The sequence below is a fragment of the Enterococcus eurekensis genome (genome assembly GCF_042654605.1).
In the GTDB taxonomy this organism is placed as follows: Bacteria; Bacillota; Bacilli; order Lactobacillales; family Enterococcaceae; genus Enterococcus_I; species Enterococcus_I eurekensis.
Map to the genome: position 1 here is coordinate 19,386 of NZ_JBHSGT010000006.1, position 24,663 is coordinate 44,048.

General features: G+C 36.3%; 21 protein-coding genes and 2 pseudogenes. 16 read left to right on the forward strand and 7 right to left on the reverse strand.

Going from position 1 to position 24,663, the window contains the following annotated elements; genetic code table 11:
- Positions 1–190 precede the first annotated feature (190 nt).
- The gene (locus ACFO3L_RS00585; RefSeq protein WP_379962856.1) at positions 191–298 is read right to left on the reverse strand and encodes a transposase; all 108 of its coding nucleotides are present in this window, start codon (positions 296–298) and stop codon (positions 191–193) included.
- Positions 299–661: 363 nt separating this feature from the next.
- Here ACFO3L_RS00585 and ACFO3L_RS00590 point away from each other — a divergent pair, with 363 nt between their 5' ends.
- On the forward strand, positions 662–1,219 hold the full coding sequence (locus tag ACFO3L_RS00590; RefSeq protein WP_379962876.1) for a GNAT family N-acetyltransferase: 558 nt from the start codon (positions 662–664) through the stop codon (positions 1,217–1,219).
- A gap of 95 nt (positions 1,220–1,314) precedes the next feature.
- On the opposite strand, the gene ACFO3L_RS00595 is transcribed toward ACFO3L_RS00590, so the two are convergent.
- Both ACFO3L_RS00595 and rlmD read right to left on the reverse strand, forming a co-directional pair.
- Positions 1,315–1,887, reverse strand: coding sequence for a histidine phosphatase family protein (locus ACFO3L_RS00595; protein ID WP_379962858.1), 573 nt, complete (start codon positions 1,885–1,887; stop codon positions 1,315–1,317).
- 21 nt (positions 1,888–1,908) lie between these two features.
- Positions 1,909–3,285: a 23S rRNA (uracil(1939)-C(5))-methyltransferase RlmD gene (gene rlmD / locus ACFO3L_RS00600; RefSeq protein WP_379962859.1), complete on the reverse strand. Its 1,377-nt coding sequence runs from the start codon at positions 3,283–3,285 to the stop codon at positions 1,909–1,911.
- Between the two features lie 121 nt (positions 3,286–3,406).
- Between rlmD and recX the strand changes: the two genes are divergently transcribed.
- From recX to ntdP, 3 genes are all read left to right on the forward strand, one after another.
- A complete protein-coding gene (gene recX / locus ACFO3L_RS00605) occupies positions 3,407–4,201 on the forward strand; it encodes a recombination regulator RecX (protein WP_379962860.1) in 795 nt (264 codons plus the stop codon).
- On the forward strand, positions 4,194–5,351 hold the full coding sequence (gene mutY, locus ACFO3L_RS00610) for an A/G-specific adenine glycosylase (protein WP_379962861.1): 1,158 nt from the start codon (positions 4,194–4,196) through the stop codon (positions 5,349–5,351). The genes recX and mutY overlap by 8 nt, the downstream gene beginning before the upstream one ends.
- 90 nt (positions 5,352–5,441) lie before the next feature.
- The gene (gene ntdP, locus ACFO3L_RS00615; RefSeq protein WP_379962862.1) at positions 5,442–5,975 is read left to right on the forward strand and encodes a nucleoside tri-diphosphate phosphatase; all 534 of its coding nucleotides are present in this window, start codon (positions 5,442–5,444) and stop codon (positions 5,973–5,975) included.
- Between the two features lie 41 nt (positions 5,976–6,016).
- On the opposite strand, the gene ACFO3L_RS00620 is transcribed toward ntdP, so the two are convergent.
- Complete coding sequence (locus tag ACFO3L_RS00620) at positions 6,017–6,448, reverse strand: GNAT family N-acetyltransferase (protein ID WP_379962863.1); 432 nt, start codon at positions 6,446–6,448, stop codon at positions 6,017–6,019.
- A 193-nt stretch (positions 6,449–6,641) separates the two neighbouring features.
- Here ACFO3L_RS00620 and ACFO3L_RS00625 point away from each other — a divergent pair, with 193 nt between their 5' ends.
- The 12 genes and pseudogenes from ACFO3L_RS00625 (at position 6,642) to ACFO3L_RS00680 (ending at position 20,808) form a co-directional block, all read left to right on the forward strand.
- A complete protein-coding gene (locus ACFO3L_RS00625) occupies positions 6,642–8,018 on the forward strand; it encodes a hemolysin family protein (RefSeq protein ID WP_379962864.1) in 1,377 nt (458 codons plus the stop codon).
- A gap of 164 nt (positions 8,019–8,182) precedes the next feature.
- Positions 8,183–9,763, forward strand: a complete 1,581-nt coding sequence (locus ACFO3L_RS00630; protein ID WP_379962865.1) for a peptide chain release factor 3 — start codon at positions 8,183–8,185, stop codon at positions 9,761–9,763.
- A gap of 191 nt (positions 9,764–9,954) precedes the next feature.
- Complete coding sequence (locus tag ACFO3L_RS00635; protein ID WP_379962866.1) at positions 9,955–10,809, forward strand: hypothetical protein; 855 nt, start codon at positions 9,955–9,957, stop codon at positions 10,807–10,809.
- Entirely contained in the window at positions 10,809–11,240 is a 432-nt protein-coding gene (locus ACFO3L_RS00640) for a hypothetical protein (protein WP_379962867.1), read from the forward strand. The genes ACFO3L_RS00635 and ACFO3L_RS00640 overlap by 1 nt, the downstream gene beginning before the upstream one ends.
- Positions 11,241–11,361: 121 nt before the next feature.
- On the forward strand, positions 11,362–13,053 hold the full coding sequence (locus ACFO3L_RS00645) for a PTS sugar transporter subunit IIBC family protein (protein ID WP_379962868.1): 1,692 nt from the start codon (positions 11,362–11,364) through the stop codon (positions 13,051–13,053).
- Positions 13,053–15,086, forward strand: a complete 2,034-nt coding sequence (locus ACFO3L_RS00650; protein WP_379962869.1) for a BglG family transcription antiterminator — start codon at positions 13,053–13,055, stop codon at positions 15,084–15,086. Before ACFO3L_RS00645 ends, ACFO3L_RS00650 begins: the two co-directional genes overlap by 1 nt.
- A gap of 13 nt (positions 15,087–15,099) precedes the next feature.
- A complete protein-coding gene (locus ACFO3L_RS00655) occupies positions 15,100–15,534 on the forward strand; it encodes a PTS mannitol transporter subunit IIA (RefSeq protein WP_379962870.1) in 435 nt (144 codons plus the stop codon).
- Between the two features lie 158 nt (positions 15,535–15,692).
- On the forward strand, positions 15,693–17,453 hold the full coding sequence (locus tag ACFO3L_RS00660) for a PTS mannitol transporter subunit IIBC (RefSeq protein ID WP_379962871.1): 1,761 nt from the start codon (positions 15,693–15,695) through the stop codon (positions 17,451–17,453).
- Positions 17,454–17,484: 31 nt separating this feature from the next.
- Complete coding sequence (locus ACFO3L_RS00665; protein ID WP_379962877.1) at positions 17,485–17,919, forward strand: PTS mannitol transporter subunit IIA; 435 nt, start codon at positions 17,485–17,487, stop codon at positions 17,917–17,919.
- Between the two features lie 11 nt (positions 17,920–17,930).
- On the forward strand, positions 17,931–19,073 hold the full coding sequence (locus tag ACFO3L_RS00670; protein ID WP_379962872.1) for a mannitol-1-phosphate 5-dehydrogenase: 1,143 nt from the start codon (positions 17,931–17,933) through the stop codon (positions 19,071–19,073).
- Between the two features lie 120 nt (positions 19,074–19,193).
- Positions 19,194–19,793, forward strand: a complete 600-nt coding sequence (locus ACFO3L_RS00675) for a pentapeptide repeat-containing protein (RefSeq protein WP_379962873.1) — start codon at positions 19,194–19,196, stop codon at positions 19,791–19,793.
- Positions 19,794–19,824: 31 nt separating this feature from the next.
- Positions 19,825–20,808, forward strand: a pseudogene (locus ACFO3L_RS00680) (choloylglycine hydrolase family protein).
- A gap of 68 nt (positions 20,809–20,876) precedes the next feature.
- Here the strand turns inward: ACFO3L_RS00680 and ACFO3L_RS00685 are convergent.
- From ACFO3L_RS00685 to ACFO3L_RS00695, 3 genes and pseudogenes are all read right to left on the reverse strand, one after another.
- Positions 20,877–21,203: a DUF1827 family protein gene (locus tag ACFO3L_RS00685; protein WP_379962874.1), complete on the reverse strand. Its 327-nt coding sequence runs from the start codon at positions 21,201–21,203 to the stop codon at positions 20,877–20,879.
- A gap of 145 nt (positions 21,204–21,348) precedes the next feature.
- Complete coding sequence (locus tag ACFO3L_RS00690) at positions 21,349–23,586, reverse strand: ATP-dependent Clp protease ATP-binding subunit (protein WP_379962875.1); 2,238 nt, start codon at positions 23,584–23,586, stop codon at positions 21,349–21,351.
- Positions 23,587–23,923: 337 nt separating this feature from the next.
- Positions 23,924–24,663: pseudogene (locus ACFO3L_RS00695) on the reverse strand (IS110 family RNA-guided transposase); the annotation flags it as partial.

Below are 24,663 nucleotides of genomic sequence, written 5' to 3' on the forward strand. Positions count from 1 at the left end.
CGAGCCATGGTCTCTCGACTCGAAAGCTTCAAACTCTAGCTAAGTGCTAAAGCACCAACCTATAGTAATTCACATTTCGTCTTTTGGCGTAGCTACACAAGGCGTTTTTCTCCGGTCTGCTAGTGTGTTATTTGTTGATTCTTTAAATTGCTTCAGATTGTGAGAAAAATAATCTCTGAACGATGCAGATTCAATTTCTTAAATGGTAGAAATTACGAAAACCATAGGAAACACGTCTAATTAATTTAATTTTATTATTCAAGTGCTCATTGACGCCTTTTAGTTTTGCATCCTCCAACCAATCTTCTGGGAAAGTAATATTTTCATCTGTTAATCCAAGTATTTTTCTAGTATTATTGTCCGTGAGGCTTCACTCCTGATTTGTGTTTGTTTTCGACGACTACATTTTATCAGTTCGAAACCTCTTCTTGTTTGTAAAATAAAAAAAGTGATGAAAGAAAATCTCTATGACATTTTTCCATCAACACTAAATATTATACAACCGAAAAAACGGGGTGGGACGTTTGTCTCAGCCCGTTTTCTTATATAGTCAATTTATCGATAAAAATGCTATTTAATGGTCAACATTTTTATTAGAATAGGAGTATTAAAGCTTGTAGGGAGGTTTATTGATGTTTAAAACGCAACGATTGATAATTTAATTAGACCGTTTGAGAGTAACGAGGACGATTTGAATGCGTTACAACAAATTCTGGGTGAGGAAACGGTCAATACGTATTTACCGTGGTTTCCGATTAAGACACGCACTGAAACGATTGCATTTTACCAAGAGAAAATTGCAAAGCGAACAATATTTGCAGTATCTCGCTTCTTTTTGGCAGTTTGTTTGAAAATTGATAATCGGCCGATTGGCTATGTATCTCTTTCAACTAATGAGAATCATGACTTTGGCTATGGTCTACGTAGTGAATATTGGAATCAAGGAATAATTACCGAAGCGGCTGAAGAGGTATTGGAACAATTAAAGGCTCAAGGTTTGGATTATGTGACAGCCACGCATGATAGAGAAAATATCGCAAGCGGGCAAGTGATGAAGAAATTAGGAATGAACTATCAATATTCTTGTGCAGAAAATTGGCAGCCAAAAGGAAAAATGGTGACGTTTAGAATGTATCAGTTAAATTTTAAAGCGTCTGTTGAGACGTATAAAAAGTACTGGGATGAAAGTGAAGAACATTTTATTGAGACTGAACTTTAGTGTCTAATCTTCTATAGACGGAGCAGGGGTCTAGTTAGTATCAAAAAGCCTAATAAAATGACTAAATCATCATTTTATTAGGCTTTTTCAAATTATTATTTAACTGTTTGTTTTTTGTCTTCAAGCGTAATATTTTCAAAAGCAATTAGCTGCTCATCTGAAAAAGTTAGCTGGTAAGCATCTGGCATCTTCATTTTCAAAAAATCAGTATAACCAAATTGACCATTAGTCAAAGAATGGAAAAGGACCGATAGGGCAGTGCCATGTCCACAAATCAAGACGGATTCATTCGTGTCTTTTAAAAGTTTTTTAAAAGGTGGTAGAACTCGGTTTGCTACATCATTTAACGATTCACCACCGAGTAATTTGTAATCAAAGTCTTGCCATTGTTGTAGAGCAAAAGAATCAAAGTCTGCAAGCCACTCACCGACAGATCGTTCTCTAAATAAATCAATTGTTTGAATCTCTAGAGCTAGTTTTTGCGCAGTTGGTTTGACGGTATCAATCGTGCGTTGAAACGGACTTGAATAGATTTGAGTAATTTTTTTATCAAGAAAGTAGGCACTGATTTCTTCAGCAAGTCGTTGACCTTCTAATGTTAACGGTGCTTGTTCATGATGAACCGTTGTATCACGGATGGAATGGCGTAGAAAATAAATTTGTTTCATTAGCAAAGCGACTCCTAAAATTTATTTTTTAGTCAATTTTACAACGACTTCACAACGAGCCGTTTGTGGAAACATATCGACGGATTGCAAGTAATCCACATGATACGTTTTAGTCAGTACTTTTAAATCACGGGCTAATGTTGATACGTTACATGAAACGTAGACCAGTTTTTTTGCTGGATAGTTGGTTAGGGCTTCAAGTAACGGTTCACCTAAACCAGTTCGTGGCGGATCAACGACAATCGCATCTGGTTTAAAACCAGCGGCTAACCATTGAGGTAGTAGCTCTTCAGCGGTTCCGACTTCATAGCGTGTGTTTGTAAAACCTTTACGCAAAGCATTGGCTTTAGCATCTTCAATCGCTTGAGGAATAATATCCATTCCTCGAACTTCTTTTGCAAGGTGAGCAAGACTCAGACCAATCGTTCCAACGCCACAATAAGCGTCAACTAACGATTCATTTTTACTTAAATCTAGTGCGCGACGTGCTTCCTCGTATAAAACTTTTGTTTGTTTTGGATTCAATTGGAAGAAAGCTCTTGGCGATAAATCAAAAGTTAAATCATTGATTTTTTCTTCGATGGCTTCTTGGCCCCACAAGTGGATCGTATCATCACCCATAACAAGTGAGGTTTTTTTATTTTGTACGTTTTGCATAATTGAAACAACTTCGGGTAATTTCTCGTTAATTTCACGAATCAAATGATTTTTCTTCGGTAGCTTTGGTGTCGAAGTAATAAAAACTAATTGAACTTGTCCTGTTTCAATTCCGATTCGAACCATCAGCGTTCTTAAAATACCGCTATTTTTATGTTCGTTGTAAATTGGTAGTTGATAATGGTTAATCAGTTCTAGGACAGTATTTAAGACTTTTTGGGTTGTTTCTTCTTGTACCAAACAATTATCGATTGCTACTAAGTGGTGAGAATTCATTTCATAAAGTCCAGCTTCAGCTTGTTGAGTATGATCGTTAAATTGTAGTTGGAACTGAGCTTTATTACGGTAGCGCCATGGATCGTCCATTCCGATAGTATCTTTTAATTTATAATTACGAAAATCGGCGGGTTTAAACTTTTCAAGTGATTGTTTCAATAAGTCTTTTTTAAAGTCGAGTTGTTTGTTATACGCTAAATGTTGTAATTGACAGCCACCACAACGATCGTAAAATTCACAAGGAGGCTCAATTCGGTCTGGACTGACTTTAATGATCTTAATTAGTTCAGCCTCAGCAAATTTTGGTGAGGCTTTTGTTACACGGACTTGAACATCTTCTCCCGGTAAAGTGCGTGGCACAAAAATAATCAGTCGTTTGTAATAGCCAATGCCTTCACCGTTAATTCCTAGGCGTTTAATTTTAATTTGTAATGTTTGATTTGTGGTTACTTGTACTTGGTTCATAAGAAGGCCTCGATTTCTTTATTTGTTTTTCTCGCGTCTCTTTTTTACATTTTAGCACAGTTTTCAACCGAATTGGGAAAAGTATGATAGACTAGAAATTGGCTATTAAGAGGTGAGATAAATGGAAATTAAACAAATTAAATTAGAAAAAAATAATTTTTATACGGTGATATTTTCTGAAGGGCAAGAAGTCCAAGTCTCGGAAGATTTACTAGTGAAACATCGCCTATTAAAAGGTAGTGAAATTACGCCGGAACTTTTTGAAAAATTAAAAGCAAGTGCTGGTTATCAAATTGGATTACAAATGGCTTATAGCTATGTCAGTTACCAATTACGTAGTCAGTTAGAAATGCGTCAATATTTAAAAAAGAAGGAAGTTTCATCGGCTGATATCCAAGAAATCATGCTTCGTTTAAAGGAGCTTTCTTTAATCGACGATCAAGTCTATGCCGAAAGCTATATTCGGACGCAAATGCGAATGAGTGATAAAGGACCTTATGTTTTAACGCAAAATTTAAAGCTAAAGGGCATTGATTCTTTGATTATTGAACAAGCCATGTATTTATATACGATGGATCAACAGCTAGCCGTGGCTACTAAAGTTGCTGAAAAAGCTTGGCGTAAAAATCAAACAAAAAGTTATCAAGAAAATTTACAAAAAATCCGTACGACTTTAATGCAAAAAGGTTTTGGCAGTGAAGTCATTCAACTAGTACTTGATGAGCTAGCTTTTGAAAAGGATGAAGAATCGGAACAAAATGCGTTAATGATTGAAGGCAATAAGTTACTACGTCGTCATCAACGTTTAGAACGTAGTAAGATGATTCAAAAAATAAAAGGCCAATTGTATCAAAAAGGTTTTTCGTTGGATCAAATCCAACATTTTATTGATGAGGAAGTTAAAGAAGATGAGTAGTCAGTTAAAAAAATGGAAATCAGCAGAAATTGCGGCTTTTCAAGAGCAATTTTTATTTTGGTATTATCAACATAAGCGTACCTTACCATGGCGCGGGACGAATAATCCTTACTATATTTGGATTTCTGAAATTATGTTGCAACAAACACGGGTCGATACAGTAATCGGTTATTATTATCGTTTTATTGATAAATATCCAACGATTCAAGCGCTAGCCGAAGCCGAAGAAGAAAGTCTTTTAAAAGTTTGGGAGGGGCTAGGTTATTATTCACGTGCCCGAAATTTAAAAGTGGCTGCGCAGCAAATTGTTGCAGAATTTGATGGCCGCTTTCCTGAGACGTTTGAAGAAATTCAAACATTAAAAGGAATTGGCCCCTACACAGCGGGAGCGATTAGTAGCATTGCGTTTGAATTACCTGAACCTGCGATTGACGGCAACTTGATGCGAGTGGGTAGTCGGCTCTTTGGTATTGATGCTGATATTGCGAAAGCGAGTAGCCGAAAAATTTTTGATGAAGCTTTTAGAGAGATTATTTCACATGAAGCGCCTGGTGATATGAACCAAGCATTTATGGATTTGGGTTCGAGTATTTGTACACCAACCAGTCCAGATTGTGCCAACTGTCCTTTAAAAGACTTTTGTCAGGCCTATCAAACAAATACGCAGCTAAATTATCCGGTAAAATCGAAAAAAGTCCCGCCTAAAGACGTTTATTATGTTGCAGGTATCATTGAAAACAGCCAAAAAGAATTTCTAATTATCCAGCGACCGGAAAAAGGTTTGCTAGCTAAGTTATGGCATTATCCATTAGAAGAAGTGTCTGAAGCAACTTTTAAAGAATATCAAACGAACTATGTCAAACAGGAACAAAAGCTGTCACTAGATCTTGTGGCCGAATCAGAACTTTTTGAGATTTTTAACGAATTACCGATTGTTTGGCAAACGAGACATTTGGGTGAAGTGAAGCATGTTTTTAGTCATTTGCGTTGGCATGTCTTGATTTTTTATGGACGAACCAATCAAAAATTTGATTATGAGGGTGGACACTGGATTGCAGGAAAAGATTTTGAAACGATTACTTTTCCAACGATTCAACAAAAATTAGTTGCCAAATTTCTAGAAAATCAGAAAGTTCGTAAAGTTTTGTAGGCAAATAGCATTTTTATTGCTATAATGTTTACGATGTTGGTGTGAAAAGCACCCAAACAAATGCGGTTATTCGCTGAGGGAAGGTTGACTATGCGCGTTCCAAAAGAAGGAGAGTTTGTCAGCATTCAAAGCTACAAACATGATGGCAAGTTGCATCGTACGTGGCGTGATACCATGGTGTTGAAGACCAGTGAATATTCCATGATTGGCGTTAATGATCATACATTAGTTACAGAGTCAGATGGAAGACGATGGGTTACCCGTGAACCAGCGATTGTTTTTTTTCATAAAAAATACTGGTTCAATGTCATAGCAATGATTCGTGAAAAAGGTGTGTCCTATTATTGTAATCTAGCTTCACCCTACTTATTAGATGAGGAGGCGCTAAAATACATTGATTATGATTTAGATATCAAAGTTTTTCCTGATGGTGAAAAACGATTACTAGATGTGGATGAATATGAGTTACACAGTAAGCTTATGGGCTATCCCGATGATATCGATTATATTTTAAAAGAAAATGTCAAAATTTTAGTGGATTGGATTAACAATGAGAAAGGTCCTTTTTCTCAAGGGTATATCGATATATGGTATGACCGCTACAAGCAATTGTCTCAAAAATAACAAAAAAAACTGGATAATTATATCCAGTTTTTTTATTTTTTTTATAATTTTTTTGTTAAGGTGAAATGAGGAATACCTGCATCCATAAAGCGTTCGCCTTCAACATGATAGCCTAATTTTTCATAAAAGGGGATTGCAGATTCTTGTCCACCAAGTGTGATGCTAGTAAACTGTTGTTCTTTACAGAAGTTTTCGGCAAAGGTCATCAGCTTTTGTCCAAGGTGTTTTTGGCGTGCTTCTTTAATGACAGCCATCCGTTGTAATTTAATTTGACCATCCTCTAAAGGAAGTAATCGTAAAGTTGCTAAAGCTTTATTCTCTTCATAAAGGACAAAATGAAGTGTTAATGCTTCGTACTCATCAATTTCAAGTTCTAACGGCACGTTTTGTTCGTGAACAAAGACCTCATTACGAATGCGTAGAGCGTCAAGATAAATTTGACTCATCGTGTCTCTCGTATATTTAATTATCATGTTTTTCATCACCTCTCAACGTTAGTATAACTGCAAAAAGTCGATATGCAAACAATTGTTTTTTAAGTCAAAGAAAGTGAACGTTAGTTATTGTTTTTTGATTGCAAAGAATCTTACTTTATGATACGATTCTCTCGTGGATAATTCCACGCTTTTTTTTATCATTAATGAAAAATAAGGAGAGAAAGAAATTATGAATTCTGACCCCGATAGTCAGTCGATGATCGCGCAGATATTATTATTAGTTTTGTTAACAATGATAAATGCCTTTCTATCAGCAGCAGAAATTGCCGTTGTTTCTACCAATCGTAATCGCGTAGAACAAAAGGCAGAAGATGGCGACAAATCGTCACAAAAACTTTTGGAAATTTTAAATGAACCAACAAATTTTTTATCAACAATCCAAGTAGGGATTACACTCGTTAACATTTTATCTGGGGCGTCTTTAGCCGACAGTTTTGCGAGTCGTCTAGCACCACTAATTGGTACAAGTGCTGCAGCGCGTAGCATCGCAACATTTATTGTATTAGCAATTTTAACGTATGTCTCAATCGTATTTGGGGAACTATACCCTAAACGAATTGCGATGAATAAATCAGAAGAAATTGCCCGTTATACTTCAGGTGTGATTCAATTCCTTGGGGTATTAACGAAGCCATTCGTTTGGTTACTATCAGCTTCTACTAATTTATTGTCTCGGATTACGCCGATTACTTTCGATGATGCAGATTCTAAAATGACACGTGATGAAATGCGTTACATGTTGGCAAGTGAAGGCATTCTTGAAGAAGATGAACTTGAAATGTTACAAGGTATTTTTTCTTTAGATACAAAAGTCGCACGTGAAGTCATGGTTCCTAGAACAGATGCCTTTATGGTAGACATACAAGGTGATGTGCCGACAATTTTAAACAAAATTTTATCAGAGAACTTTTCACGTATTCCAGTATACAATGAGGATAAGGATAAAATAATTGGTGTTTTACATACAAAAACCTTATTAAAAGCCGCTTATGATGTAGGATTTGAAAATTTAAACTTTATGGAAGTTATGCAGGAACCGCTTTTTGTTCCTGAAACAGTTTTTATTGATGACTTACTTTATGAATTGAAAAAAACACAGAACCAAATGGCAATCTTACTTGATGAGTATGGTGGTGTCGTTGGGATTGTGACACTTGAAGATTTACTTGAAGAAATCGTCGGTGAAATTGATGATGAATCCGATGAAGTTTCAACATTGTATGAAGTTATTAGTGATCATGAATATATTGTTCAAGGTAAGATGTTAATTACTGAATTTAATAGTGAATTTGGTACGAAAATCGATATGCCTGATGTTGATACAATGGCTGGATATTTGATTACAGCTTTAGGAACGATTCCAGAACCAGATGAGAAATTAACATTTGATGTTGAAAATATGACATTGGAACCTTTTGAAATTGAAGGCTCACGCGTCATAAAAATCCGCGTGATGTTTCATGATAATCAAGAGGAAGAAAAAGAGCCTGAAGAAGAAAAACGTTTCTTCCGCAAAGACTCCGATGAAGATGAATCGAAAAAATAACGAAGGGGAGTTGTGACAATCATTGTCGCGACTCCTTCTTTTCTGAATAAATTAGTCAATAACCTTTTTCTATCATGGAATCCATGGTAAACTGTTCTAGTTGACTAAGAACGAATCGAAGTTTAGGTGATGATTTTATCACAAAGAAAGGAATACTTATATATATGAATAATCCGAATTTAAAAGAACAAGTTGAAAGTCGTCGTACCTTTGCGATCATTTCCCATCCGGATGCTGGTAAAACGACAATTACTGAACAATTACTCCTTTTTGGAGGCGCAATCCGTCAAGCCGGAACTGTTAAAGGAAAAAAAACCGGTAACTTTGCTAAGTCTGACTGGATGGAAATTGAAAAACAACGTGGGATTTCGGTTACGAGTTCCGTTATGCAATTTGATTATGATGGCAAACGTGTGAACATTTTAGATACCCCAGGACATGAAGACTTCTCGGAAGATACATATCGGACGTTGATGGCGGTTGATAGTGCGGTCATGGTTGTTGATAGTGCCAAAGGGATTGAAGCTCAAACAAAGAAACTTTTCCAAGTCGTTAAACGACGCGGAATTCCAATTTTTACTTTTATTAATAAATTAGACCGTGATGGTCGCGAGCCGTTAGAGCTATTAGAAGAGCTTGAAGAAGTTTTAGGGATTGAATCCTTTCCGATGAACTGGCCTTTAGGAATGGGAAAAGGTTTAGAAGGAATTTATGATATCCACAATAAACGTGTAGAATTTTATCGACCTGAAAAATATGACAATCAAAAATACATTGACTTAGATGAAAATGGCGAAATTCCAGCAGATCACCCATTACGAAACAATAGTATTTACAATCAAGTTTTAGAAGAAGTTGAATTAGTGACAGAAGCTGGCGATGAATTTGACCCAGAGAAAGTATCTCGTGGCCAACAAACGCCCGTCTTCTTTGGTTCAGCATTAACCAACTTCGGTGTGCAAACTTTCTTAGAAACATTTTTACAGTATGCACATGCGCCTTACGATCATGAAACAAAAGATGGGGAATTAGTGAGTCCTTATGAAGAAGAGTTTTCAGGATTTGTCTTCAAAATCCAAGCAAATATGAATCCAGCCCATCGTGACCGGATTGCTTTTGTTCGTGTATGTTCAGGAACCTTTGAACGCGGTATGGACGTAACCTTAGAACGGACAAAGAAAAAAATGAAACTTAGTAACGTGACGCAATTCATGGCTGATTCACGTGAAAATGTCGAAGAAGCAGTTGCCGGTGATATTATTGGTGTCTATGATACTGGTAATTATCAAATTGGTGATACGATTTATGAAGGGAAAAAAGCCGTTGCTTATGAAGACCTTCCTTCATTTACACCAGAACTATTTATGAAAGTTGCCGCTAAAAACGTGATGAAACAAAAATCATTCCATAAAGGAATTCTCCAATTGGTACAAGAGGGTGCAATCCAGTTATACAAAACATACTTGACTGAAGAATATATTCTAGGTGCCGTAGGACAATTACAGTTTGAAGTTTTCCAACATCGGATGTTAAATGAATATAACTCTGAAATCGTTATGACACCAATGGGAAGTAAAATCGCTCGCTGGATTGAACCAGAAGATCTAGATGAAAAAATGAGTTCAAGCCGTAACATCTTAGCGCGTGACCGTTTTGATCAACCATTATTCTTGTTTGAAAATCAATTTGCCGAACGTTGGTTTGCTGATAAATATCCAAATGTGAAATTGAAACAATTGATGTAAAAATAACACAGAGGTTAAATCAAACAATCACTTCGTATGCCTAACATATGAAGTGATTGTTTGATTTTTTTGTAATGACTAGATCTAAATAGGTATAGGATGTTGCGCTTACATTTGGTATAATAATCTAGAAAACATTATAATAATTTATTGATTTTAAATAATAAACTGGAAAAGGAGTTAGTCAAATCATGGATTATGGGAATCCTGAAATAAAAGAGCACAGTAATAGTCGAAGCAATCATAAAAAAAATGAAAAGAAATCAAAAGAGTCGACGAACGTCAATAAACTAGTGACAGGATTATCAAAAATGACGATAGGCAAATTTAAAGCTTATGCGATCATTGTGGCATCAGTACCGGTCATTGTAGCAGCCGTTTGGTTCATAGGAATACCCGCTTTTTCATCAATGTTTTATAGATTATCTCCTTGGTCTCAACAGACTAGTGAAATTGCGGCAAAAAACAATATCCGTGATGCGTATTCGGCAATTATCGGGACGGATGTGGGGCTAGTTTCTCAAAAAGGAATTGTTAAGTGGTTTAGTAGTAAAGAGGCGAAGGAAGTTGACATTTTTATTCCCAAGTTGATTAATTACTCGGGTCTATTTGATGATGATAGTCGTCGTGAGGAATTGAAAAATACGTTTGAAGAATCAATTAATTCGGACGTTATGAAAGAATCAGCTGTTTATTATCGGATTTTTTACGATGGTAGTACGCTTGGTCAATGGAAAAATGGTGAAAAAGTTAGCAGCTATAAAGATTTGAAAACGGCGGATAAAACGGCAATTATGAAAGATCTACGTCTAAAACTTCGAACCGAAGAAGCGATTGAATTTAAGAACTGGGAGAAAAAGAACGAGCTTGAATCCGTCAGTTTTGAATTTGAACCGAGTAGTAATAGTGTCAATGTTCAAGGAATTTTTGAAAGTGATGGTACATTGTGGTTATCACCAGATTATAAATTGTCTGCTAAGTATCAATATGAGGATGGTTCTTGGAAATTGGCAAATAGTAGTTTGAAAGTTGATAAGGTGAAGTAATGGAGAAAGACAATAAATGGGGAATAAGATTATTCATAGCGCTGACTGTGGGATGTGCTGCTTCTGCTTTTTTGGGTTATCGGGAGTACAGTCAAAAAGAAATCATGAAGCAAGAATTGAATCTCAATGGTTTGTTTATTAATATTAAAGGTGTCGAGATTGATACGACTAATGGCGAATTTTTTTCGGAAAAACCATATAAAGATATTACAATCAAGATCCCTTCAATCGCATCTACAGGTGATGATGCCACGAAAGAAAATGATGACCAAGTCAATCAAATATTGGATCGCGAGAAACTAGACAAAGGTTTTTCTACATGGCTGGTTAATACTTTCGATCAAGATTTTGCCTCAATCTATACTGATAAGGTTCAAGTTTGGTATCGAGATCACAAAATTATTGATTTTTCGAGCTACGACGAGAAATAGAAGTTGTTCAATCTACAAGGATTTTTTCTTGTAGATTTTTTGATGCTTGCGTTAAACTTTTGCTCAAACGAAAAAATGATTTTATGCTATGATAAACAGAGTGAATAAAGGGGTGAACGTCTTGTCTAGAAAATTATCAGAAATCATTCCTAAAAATAATTGGCCAGGCTTAAGGAAAGTTGGTCATCAACTTAGTCAGATGTTAATGCCTCACTTAAGTATTTTTATCGCTTTGGCTTTAATGAACTTGATTGCAAGTTTTGGATTTGAAGCGCTACGTGTTTTTTTGGATTCATTGGAATATGCATTAATTTCCTATTTATTACCGCTTTTAATTGGTTATACCGGGGGAAAACAAATTGAGCCTAAACGCGGAGGCACAATTGCTGGAATTGCCACCATCGGGATGATTTTAGGGACGAATAGTCCACAAATTATCGGAGCCATGATTGTTGGACCACTTTCGGTGTGGAGTTATGTTTCAATCAGAAAACATTGCTTACAAGCATTTAAAGACGGTTATGAAATGCTAGTAACGAATATTGTCGCTGGGGTGATGGGGGCTATTTGGTGTTTAGTTGCGCTCTTTTTTATTTCACCGATTATCAATACTTTGATGGAAAGAATCGCCATTTTAATTACAGAACTTATTCATCTCAATTTATTACCCTTGGTGAGTTTTGTCATCGAACCTTTAAAAATTTTCTTTTTTAATAATACGATTAATCATGGTGTCTTAACACCGATTGGTTTATCAATGGTTGAAAAAACGGGGCAATCGATTTTATTTTTACTGGAAACAAATCCAGGTCCGGGATTAGGTGTTTTGCTTGCTTATTATCGTTATGGTAAAAAGAAAGCGCAAACAGGTGGAGCGGCTTTGATTCATTTAATCGGTGGCATTCATGAAGTTTATTTTCCTTATGTGTTAATGGAACCGCGTCTTTTTATCGCGATTATTTGTAGTGGAATGACGGGAACGGCCATTTTTAATTGGTTTAATGTTGGTTTGAAAAACCCAATTTCACCAGGATCGCTGATTTTAATGGTTGCCAGTACACCAGTTAAAGAATTATTTGGATTGTTTTTAGGAATAACGCTCAGCACGTTTGTTTCTTTTGCGGTTGCACAATTTTTCTTAAAGCAAAAAAAATGGGAGGAATCCGATTTGAATTTTGAAGAGTTACCAGTTAGACGTAATCAAGAAATTACCCGAATAATCGTCGCGTGTGATGCCGGAATTGGCTCAAGTGCTATGGGTGCTAGCCTTTTAAGAAGAAGCTTAGAACAAGAGGGGAGCAAATTGATAGTTGATTACCAATCGGTTTATACGTTAGAAAATCGTCAAGATACATTAGTCGTCGTTCACCCACAATTAAAACAAATTGCTGAAAAAAAAGTGCCGGCAACGCAAATTATCACAATTGAAAATTTTTTAGAAACGAAAATACTTCATCAACGTGTAAAAGAGGCTTTGGGTATTTCAAAAAGAATCGAGACAACGAGCTATCAAGTGAGTCAACAAGGTGCACTCCTTCCGAAAATTGTTTTTCTTTATGCTAATCAGATGAGAGGTTCGCAAACAATGGCGATTGAGTTGTGGTCCCAAAAAGCGCAACACTATCAAAGAATCTTTGATTTTCAAAAAGAGGCGATTCAAACGTTGAATCCTAATCGTGAAACGATTTATGTACTAAGTCAAAGTCTAATGGAAAAATATCCAGAACTGAGCAACCTTGCACAAAAAATAGTAGTCGCCGATATCTTACAGGTGGCAGACTTTGAAACTTTATTAGAGAAGGGGGAAATTTAATGTTCTTGTCTCCTAGAGAAAAGGAATTATTGACGGAATTGGTTAATCAACCAAATGGGGTATCGATTAATCAAATGATTTCTTTATTAAAAGTTAGCAAACGAACAGTTTATCGTGAAATTGAAAATTTAAGTGAAACGTTAAATAAAATTGATGCCCATTTAAATAAAATTGGTCGAGGGAAATATCAATTATTAACTGATGAGGAAGGACTACGCAAGATTCATCAAGCATTACAGGTGGAAAATTGGTTGGAAATCCCAACTGATCAACGACAACGTTTGATTTTATTTGAATTATTATTAACCGAAGAACCGATTAGCTTGAACTATTTTTTAGAAAGTTATTTGATTAGCAATACAACTTTTTATTCGGATATTAAACAATTAGAGGCTCGTTTAATAAAATCCCCACTTAAAATTATCCGTAGTTTAGGTTATGAAATCGAAGGATCGGAAAAATACCGTCGATTGTTAATGGCAAGTATTTTGGAATTGGAAATTAGCGAGTATCAATTTTTTCATTATGAAGTATCAACGGCGAAGCAAAATATCTTTTTATCTTTCTTAAATCAATCACATATAGTCTATGTTCGGGAACTGCTTTTAGAAGAATTAAAAGTAGCCATCCCTCAACTCAGTGATCGTAAATTAGCGCATTTATCATTTGTCCTGATTTTGACGATTCATCGCGTTAAAAAAGAACATTTGATTGTTGAAGAGGCTTATTTAGAAGCCTTAAATAAAGAGATGCTAAATAGTAGTAAGCGAATTTTTGCTAAGTTGGCGATGGAGACGAAGCAATTATATCCAGTCAATGAAATTGTTTTCTTCGCAAGTTTGTTGAGTAATTTTGGTAATTCTTTTGAAGAAGATTTTTTTGAAGAAAACTTTGATACGGAATTAGCCTATCAAATTAAGCAATTGATTGAAGAGGTCAGTCGTGAAACGGAAGTTGATTTTTTTGAGGATTCACATTTGTATAAAATGTTATTGACCCATTTGTCTGGAATTTTTTCACGGGTTATTTTAGAAGAAGAGACAATAACGAATCCGATTTTGGAACGGATTATGCAACAGTATGAGGAAGTGGCTAGAGGAATTCGTATTTCTTTACCAAAAGTCTTTCCTGATTTGAAAATTTCTGAGGAAGAAATTGCTTATATGGTTTTACATTTTGCCAATTCACTGGAACGCAGTCCGAAAACGATTGCCATCGATATTGCAGGCTTCTCACCAAGTGGATTAGCATCAACAAGTATGTTAGAGATGAAATTACGTTGTTACTTCCCTTTTGTTGATCAAATTCACTTTTTTAGTTTGGCAGATTTAGGAACGGTCGACTTAGAAAATGATTATGACCTTGTTGTTTCGACGGCTTTGTTAGCCGGTTATAGTGGGAAATATCAGCTTGTATCGCCGTTGTTATTAGAAGATGAAGTCAATCAACTAAAAGAAGAATTCAAAAAGATTAGTCGCAAGCAAAAACGTGGGCGAGTAAGGCGGAGCGTGAAGGATATACAGCGACCAACTTATGAAGAAGTTCGTGATTTTATGGATGATGTCAACGAACTGTTGGGTTTGTTTTTTCTCACATCAATCGATAATCAAGCATCGATTGAAAATATTATCGAACAAAGTGTCGCGGTATTACCAATTGAAATAGTCAATAATCGAGAAAAAATTATTGCTAAGTTAAGTAAACGACTGAAACAATCACCGGTGGGGATACCTGGCACAGAAATGGCTTTATTTCATGCTGCCACAAGTGGTATTAAGTTTCCCATTTTTTGTATCATTGATTTAGAGCAACCAGTTACTATTTTAGGGATGGATCGACAAGAGATGAATTTACAGCGAGTGTTACTCATGTTGGCACCAAAAGAATTAACGGCAACTGAAAGTCAACTCCTTGGGAAAATAAGTGGTTCAATTATTATGAATGATCTGTATACTGAGATTTTTCGCTCAGGAAATCAAGCGATTGTCTATCAATTACTTTCTTCGTTGTTAGTCGAAGAGATGAAAGCTTAGAGGAGGGTGTCTTATGTGGCAGTTTAGTGAAGCCGATATTTTTTTAAATCAATCGTTTCGATCAGCGACGGAAGCCATTGCCTATGCGGGTGAACAATTAGTACAACGTGGTTACGTAACGAGTAATTATATTGAGGCAATGAAGCAACGTCATCGACAAGTCAGTGTCTATATTGGCAATTTTGTGGCTTTGCCACATGCGGATGATCAAGAAGGAAATATCTTAAAAGAAGGTATCGTGATCATTCAAGTGCCAGATGGTGTTGATTTTGGAACGAAAGACAAAAGACAACTTGCGACAATTATTGTGGCTGTTTCGTTAAAAAAATGGACACAGTTGACTGTCCTACAAGAATTGGCTTTATTCTTTTCGGAGATTGAAAATGTCCGAAAAATGAGCGATGCAACAGAAAAGTCAACCGTTCTAGCAATGTTAGAAAACAAATAATTAAACAAGAGATTTGAAGCGCCTTAAGTGTCAGTGATGATGCTTAAGGCGCTTTTTAGTTTTGGCATAAACGTTTGTGCCAAAGTGCGACTATTTTAACTTTTTGAAAGGGGATACACTTTAGTTGTCAAAGCAAGATAAAAAAGGAGGAAGTTAAAATGCAGACGACAAGTGTTGAAGGGAAAACATCACTAAAAGCCAAAGTACAAAAGTTGGGTAGTACATTATCAAGCATGATTATGCCAAATATTGGGGCATTAATTGCATGGGGAGTTTTAACGGCATTATTTATTCCAGATGGATATTTTCCAAATGAACAGTTAGCAGAAATGGTAGGCCCGATGCTGAACTATCTGATTCCAATTTTAATTGGTTATACCGGTGGGAAAGTCATTGCTGGTGAACGTGGAGCAGTTGTTGGTGGGATTGCTACTATGGGTGTGATTGTCGGAACAGGTATTCCGATGATGCTCGGAGCGATGATTATGGGGCCATTTGCTGGTTTTTGTATGAAACAATTTGATAAATATTTCCAACACCGAATTAAAGCTGGTTTTGAGATGTTAGTCAATAACTTCTCAGCAGGACTAATTGGTTTTGCATTAGCTATTTTAGGTTATATCGTTGTTGGTCCAGTAGTTGATACGTTAACGACAGCCATGGCAACAGGTGTGGATATTATTTTAAATGCTCACTTAATTCCATTAGCAAATATTTTTATTGAACCTGCAAAAATTTTATTCTTAAATAATGCGATTAACCATGGGATATTAACACCACTAGGAACGGAGCAAGCAGCTGAAACCGGACGTTCGATTTTATTCTTACTTGAAGCAAATCCTGGTCCAGGTTTAGGTGTCTTATTAGCCTTTATGTTATTTGGTAAAGGGGCGGCGAAATCTTCTTCACCAGGTGCGATTTTGATTCATTTCTTTGGTGGGATTCATGAAATTTACTTCCCATACGTGATGATGAAACCGTTATTATTTTTAGCAGTAATTGCAGGTGGGATTACAGGTAGTTTTACTTTACAAGCTTTAGGTGCTGGTTTACGTGCACCCGCTTCACCAGGATCAATCATTGCGATTATGGCGATGGCACCACAAGGCGGACATATTCCGGTTCTGATTGGTGTGACAGTAGCAGCAGCAACCTCTTTTGCAGTAGCGGCGATTATTTTAAAAGCGGATTCTAAAGAGGAAGAAATTGATTTTGCGGCAAGTGTTGCTGCCACACAACAAGCAAAAATGGCTTCAAAAGGCATTAACCAAGCGACAAATATTGGTGTAGATAATAAAGTTCAAAAAATCATTTTTGCTTGTGATGCAGGAATGGGTTCAAGTGCCATGGGGGCTTCAATTTTACGTAAAAAAATTAAAGAAGCCAATTTACCACAAGCGGTCACAAACAGTGCCATTAGTCAATTAGTAGATGACGCTTCGGCCTTAATTGTGACGCAAGTTGAACTGCAAGAACGAGCAAAGCAAAAAGCACCGAATGCGACGTTTGTATCAGTTGAAAACTTTTTAAATTCGCCTCGCTACGATGAAATTGTAGCCGAATTAAGTGGCACGGTTGCTGAACAACCATCAGAGAAAAAAGCCGTTAATCCTGTAAGTTCTCCTGCTTACACCAACGTTGCAGAAATTGTTTTGGTTTATGACGAACGAGAAGGATCAGCAACGATGGGACTGCGGATGTTGGAAGAAATGTTCAATAAAAATCATTTGCAAATTCCAATTAAAAAAATGAACTATCGCGAGTTAAAAGTACAACCAAGTACTTTAGTCGTTGCTTTATCAAGTATGAAGTCAGACGTGGAAGCTGTTGCACCAAATGCTCAAATTTTCGAAGTCGAAAATTTTGTTCAATCAAAAAAATATGAAGTACTTGTCGAACAATTGAAACACCAGAAGTAAGGTTTTGAAAGGAGTAATTAAAATGGATGGAATGAATTTACCAATGGATATGATTGAATTAAATCAATCATTTACGACAAAAGAAGAGGCCATTCGTTTTTGTGGTAAAAAATTATTTGAGGCAGGATGTATCGAAGCCGATTACATCGATGCAATGATTGAAAGAAATGATTTGTTGTCGGTTTATATGGGCAATTTCATCGCAATTCCACACGGGACTGATGAAGCCAAACGTTATGTAAAAAAATCAGGGATTTGTATTGTTCAAGTCCCTGAAGGAGTCAACTTTGGTACAGCAGAAGAACCACAAATTGTAACAGTATTATTTGGAATTGCTGGTGTCGGAGATGACCATTTAGCACTAATCCAACAGATTGCCTTGTATTGTAGTGATGTGAATAATGTGGTCTTGCTTGCGGATGCATTAGACAAAGAAGAGATTATTCGTCAATTACAGATGGCTTAGGGGGAAATAAGATGAAAGCAGTACACTTTGGCGCAGGAAATATTGGTCGTGGTTTTATTGGTGAGATTTTACATCAAAACAATTTTGAAGTTACCTTTATTGATGTCAACGACACGATTATTCAAGCGCTACAAACTAGAAAAGAGTATACAATCGGTTTGGCCGATGAATCAAAGGAAAAAATTTTAATTGATCAAGTCTCAGGTATTAATAACCAACTTGCTCCAGAAGCTGTGATTAATGCTATCACGAAAGCATCGATCATCACGACTGCGATTGGGCCCAATATCTTACCATATATTGCAGAGATAGTCGCTCAAGGAATTGAAGCACGTAAAACAGCGGGGATTACTGAACCAATTGATGTGGTTGCTTGTGAGAACATGATTAGGGGTTCAACATATTTTAAAACGGAAGTTGCAAAATACATTGAGAATCAAGATTATTTTGAACAATTTGTTGGTTTTCCAGATGCGGCTGTTGATCGGATTGTCCCAGAGCAAAAACACGAAGATGTGCTTTATGTAGAAGTGGAACCTTTTTCTGAGTGGATCATCAATCGGACACAAGTTAAAAATCAGGTAATTCAGTTACATGGTGTTCAATATGTCGATGATTTAGAACCTTACATCGAACGTAAGTTGTTTAGTGTCAATACGGGACATGCAACCGTGGCATATACAGCTGCTTGGTTTGGTTATGCAACAATTGATGAGGCGATGGAAGACACACTTGTTTTAGCTCAATTAAAGGCAGTTTTGACTGAAACAGGTCGATTACTCGTTGCAAAGTGGGGATTTGACCAAGAAAAGCACGAAGCGTATATCGAGAAAATTATTCATCGTTTTCAAAATATATATATTTCGGATGCGATATCTCGTGTTGCTCGGACGCCGATTAGAAAATTAGGAGCACAAGAACGCTTTATTCGACCAATTCGTGAAATGCATGAACGTAAAATGGAATCGCCTCATTTACTAGCGACCGTTGGGATGATTTTAAATTATAATGATCCGAATGATGCAGAGAGTAAAAAAATCCAAGAAATGATTCGTCAAAAACCGTTAGAAATGGTTATTAACGAAATTACAGGTATCACAGATATTGAATTGATTGAAAAAATTAAAGAAAATGTTTTGCGTTACCGAAAATAAAGATAACAGTCCTTTTGAGAAAATATTTCTTTTAAGGGCTGTTTTTTTTATGAACGATTGTCAAAGTCATGTATACTATTACTGTAGAAGAAAAAAGTATAGATTTGGAGAGGTTTCACTTTGATAATTGAAGGAGCAGATTTAAGTTTAGATGCAGTCGAATCAGGGGAACACTATAAAAATTGTCGTTTTAGTTACTCGCATGAACCATTACGTTTTTCAGATGTCATCTTTGAGCGGTGTGAGTTTCAACAAATAAATTTTGATGACAGCGAATGGTTAGATTGCCAATTTATTCATCTAAATTTTTCGAATTATTCATTTAATAATAGTGCTTTTTATCGTTGTCGTTTTGATAAATGTCAACTAACTGGGACGAATTTTTATTTCAACCACTGGAAAGACAATCAAGTGCTAGAATGCAAAGCAGGATATTTAAATTTTAGTGAATCCGCGCTAGATAATTGTGTCTTTAGTGATTGTGCGTTACAAGAGTCCTATTTCCAAAGTGTTAAAGTCAAAAAGAAATTACAATTTGTCGGTTGTGAGCTCGATGAAGCAGACTTTTTAGATACACCGTTAAATAAAGTCGACTTTTCAAAGAGTATGTTTTCAAGTTTGCGTGTATCACCTAATCAATTAAAAGGTTGTATTATTAATCCACACCAGGCGACAGTCCTCATTCAATTGCTCGGCGTTAAAATTAAAGATTCGTTTTAAACAATATGTTTGTTCAAAAGGGTCGGTAAATATGTGTACAAGTATTACCTATCAGACGAGTGACGACATAAATTTTTTAGCAAGGACAATGGATTTTGGTTTCGAGTTAGAAGGGGCACCAACAATTTTTCCGAGACAGTATCCTTTCCCGCTTGATTTTGGGGGAGAGCTCGTGAATCGCTATGGCTATTTAGGTATGGGACGGAAGTTAGATAAGTTTATCTTTGCCGATGGTGTAAATGAAAAGGGCGTAGCAATTGCCGAACTCTATTTCCCACGTGAAGCACAATATGCGCAAGAGCGTAATCAAAGTAAAATTAATTTAGCGCCGCATGAATTTATTTCTTGGGTATTAGGTGAAATCGGAAGTGTCATAGAATTAAAACAAAGAATAAATGAAGTTTCTATTATGGAGTCTGAAAATTCTTTGTTAGAAATTGTTTTACCTCTGCATTTTATTGTGACCGATTCAACGGGGGAGGTCGTAGTAGTTGAACCAAAAGCAGGACAGTTGGAAATAAAAAATAATCCTGTCAAGGTGATGACGAATAGCCCCGAATTTGAATGGCATTTAAAAAATCTAAACAATTACTTAGGGATACAGCCAAATAATTTTCATAAAAAATATTTTGGAACACATCCGATTTTACCTTTTGGACAAGGATCTGGGACTTTTGGTTTACCGGGCGGTTACACGAGTCCGGAACGCTTTATTCGAGCCGCTTATTTACGTGAATATACTCCATGAGCTGCTTCTGTAAATGAAGGACTCATGAATATTTTACATATTTTAGGTAATGTTAAAATTCCACGAGGTGTCGATATTGAAGAGGATGGATCGGACGATTATACGCAATATATTGCCATATTTAATACAAATGAAAAGATTTATTATGTACAGCCAGAAGACACCAATGCCCTATTGAGTATCTATCTAACTGAAAAGTTACTGGAACTTGAGGAACCCAAAGTATTTAATTATGAAAAAGGCCCACGTTTAGAATGGCTAAAATAATCGTTATACCAATAGTAGAAAAAATAAAAATGCTCACCACTTTTTCAATAAAAGGTGGTGAGCATTTTTTAACGGAATGTTTGGTAGTTTTTTTCTTTTGCGTGTTTTGGAATTGAGATTTCCACCAACATTGGTGTAACACTTGTTTTAATGTCAAGTGGATCGTACTCATCGAGAGAGAGCTTTTTCGTAAAATAATTTCTAATTTCAAGAATTTCACTTTCAGTGATGGGTCTTTTTTTATTAACAATAACAATTTCATTATGTAGCGGTGCTGCGGTATAGATTACTGTGATGTTACCCGAAGTATAAACTTTCACTAATTCAGCATCCGTGTTTTCGAGCTGTTGGCGCACAAGTCCAGAATAGCTATTCGTTACATTTATTAATCGCATATTATTCACCCCAAATGTTCTCTTTCATTTATTATAAGTATTGCTTGTATAAAAGTGAAGTAAAACAGGCCAAAAAGTTGAAATATTTTTAAAATAAAAAATTCGAAGCTATAGCCTTGGCCATAACTTCGAAAACTTAGTTGTTTTAATCAGAAGAAACTTCTACAACTGTTTCTTCTACTTTAAATGGTACGATTGAAATATTACCTTCATTCGTTAAGATAGCTTGGAGGTGATGCTCACTTGGATGGTCAAGATAGAAATCAGCGATACCATCTTCAATTTGTTCTTGAATGGTACGACGTAATGGGCGAGCACCCATCGAAGGATCATAACCGAGTTCGACTAATTTTTCTTGAACATTTAGTGGTACATCAATTTGTAAATTTTGTGTTTTTATTTGTCCGTTGACTTCATCAAGCATTAATGAAACGATTGAGAGCAAGTTTTCTTTGCTGAGTGCTTTGAATTCAATAATCCCGTCAAAGCGGTTAAGGAACTCAGGGGCAAAGTAATGATGCAATTGATTTAGAATTGAACGATTGACACCATCTCTAGTTGCTGCAAAACCAACGTTTGCCTCAACATTTCTCGTTCCGGCGTTACTTGTCATAATAATCAATGTATCTTTAAAGCTAACTGTCCGTCCTTTAGCATCCGTCAAACGACCATCTTCTAAAATTTGTAAGAACATGTGTAGCACATCTGGATGGGCTTTTTCAACTTCATCTAATAAAATTAAGCTATAGGGATTACGACGAACTTTCTCAGTTAATTGACCTGCTTCCTCATAGCCGACATATCCAGGAGGAGAACCGATTAATTTGGCTGTACTGTGTTTTTCCATGTATTCAGACATATCAAAACGAATCATTGATTCAGCAGAGCCAAACATTTCTGTTGCCAACTGTTTAGCTAATTCTGTTTTACCAACACCGGTAGGTCCGACAAAGAGGAAAGAACCAATTGGGCGATTTTGTTTGCTTAATCCAATACGATTACGACGAATCGCTTTAGCCACTTTATCAATTGCTTGTTTTTGTCCGATTACGTGGTCATTTAAGTCTTTTGCTAAGTTTTTCAATTGTGTTTGTTCTTTTTCTTTAAGTTCACCAACTGGAATACCTGTGCGTTCTTCGACAATTTGTTCCATTGTACGTTCAGTAATAATTGGCGTTTCCTCATCGGTTACTTTATGTTGTTTTAACTTTTCGAGTTTAGTAATTTGATCACGGAAGTACGCCGCTTTTTCAAAATCTTCTTCTTTAGAAGCTAGGGCTTTTTGCTCTTGTGAGTGCGCTAATTTTTCTTCAATTTCTTTTGGATCAATCATATTAATCGTTAAGTTTTTCTTCGAACCCGATTCATCAAGTAAATCAATCGCTTTATCTGGTAAGAAACGATCTTGAATGTAACGGTGAGAAAGATTGGCCGCGGCTTCAATTGCCTCGTCGGTGTATTTGACATGATGGTAATCTTCGTAACGTGATTGAAGACCTTTTAAGATGGCAATCGTTTCTTCAACAGTCGGTTCATCAACACGAACTGGTTGCATTCTACGTTCGAGTGCAGGATCTTTTTCAATAATTCGATATTCGCTTAACGTTGTTGCACCAACCATTTGCAATTCACCACGTGAGAGTGCCGGTTTTAAAATATTTCCGGCATCTAAGTTGCCATCGCCAGCATTACCGGCACCGACAATTTCATGTACTTCATCGATAAATAAGATGATATTCTTAGCTGCTTTGACTTCTTCAATTAATTTTTGCATTCTTTCTTCAAATTGACCGCGAATTCCTGTACCTTGAACAAGTGAAGCAACGTCTAAACGAATGACTTCTTTATTTTTAAGTTTTTGGGGTACGTCACCATCAATAATTTTTTGAGCAAAACCTTCAACGACCGCGGTTTTACCAACGCCAGGTTCGCCAATTAAAACGGGATTGTTTTTTGTTCGACGGTTTAAGATTTCAATCAAACGGGTGACCTCGCTATCACGGCCGATAACGGGATCGATTGCACCATTACGTGCTTGATCGGTAATGCTTGTTCCGTATTCATCTAAAAGGCCACCGTTTTGACCACTAGTTGGTGGTGTGCCACCATTAAAAAAGTTATTGCCTCCACCTAGTCCGCCTGTTTGAGTTGGCGGTGTTTTTTGGCTCTGTTCTTTTTGCATTTGTTGTGATAATTGTCTGAATAAATCGTCTAAATTATTAAATCCAAAGGGATCACGAGGGCCTTGGTTCATCATAGGGTTTGCTTGGTTTTTCATTTGTTGATAACAACTTTGGCAATAGTCTATTTGTTGACGTTGTCCACCAACGTTTGCGTATAAATGAATTGTTGCTTCATTTTTGTCACAGTTTTGACAGCGCATAAAAACACAACCTTTCTATTGTTAATCATCTGTATTTTTTGAAAAGTAAAAGGTCGAAGAGTTGTTGACCAATATTGACCTTTCGTAACTTTATTATACAATCTTTTTATAATCGTGCAAGTTTTTTGAATGGAGTGTTTAAAATTCATTTGCATAAGCATAAAATTGCATTAAAATAAATATATGAGTTAAAGTCTTGTGGTATTAAGTCAAGTGATAAGTAGATTTGTTTTCATTGCTTTCATAGATTTTAGGCCGCAAGAAACTAAACCCGACCCAAAACTGATTAAATAACAGTTGTTCGGGATTGTTTTCCAGAGATTTGCGTCATGAATTTTCATTCATGTTCTATCACGCTCCTTGGTGGCGTGTAGAGTTGGTGGTTACGTAGTAGAATATCCACCAAACGCACAAATTTTCTTGCGGTTAAGACGAGGGCTCGTTTGTGTTGCTGTTTTGGAACTTCTTTGTATTTCTTTTGGTAATATAGGCTTTGAACTCAGGTAAGTGCCGTCGTACAGAATTGGTAGCTTCAATTAAGTAATAACGAAAATAGCGATTACCTGTTTTAGTTAGCGGTGTTCGTTCCGATTGGAAATTTCCTGATTGCGAAACTTTCCAAGTTAACCCGGCGTATTTAGCTAGTTTGGCTTGATCTTCAAATCGTTCAATCTGGCCGATTTCAGCTAATAAGCCAGCGGCGTAAATGGGACCGATACCTGGGATACTTCGCAAGCATTGATACTCAGGTAAAATAACCACTAAATCTTCAATCGCCTGATCCAGAATTTTAATCTGTTTTTGAAAGGCTTGAATACTTTTAACGAGGCAGGCCAGAATAATATCAATCGATTCTTGCGCCAATTTACCTAAACGATAAGAGTCGCGAACCGCTTTTTTTATCGCTTCGGCGATTTTCTCGGGTGATTTGAAACGACCCTTGCCATAATGTTGTAAGAGCTCGGCCAGAGCGTCCAAAGACATCGTTGAAAAATCATCTAAGGAATATTCTTCAGTCATTAAAGCAATCATTGCTGCACCAAAAACAGAGGTAGGTGAGTCACCGTTCTTAAGTTC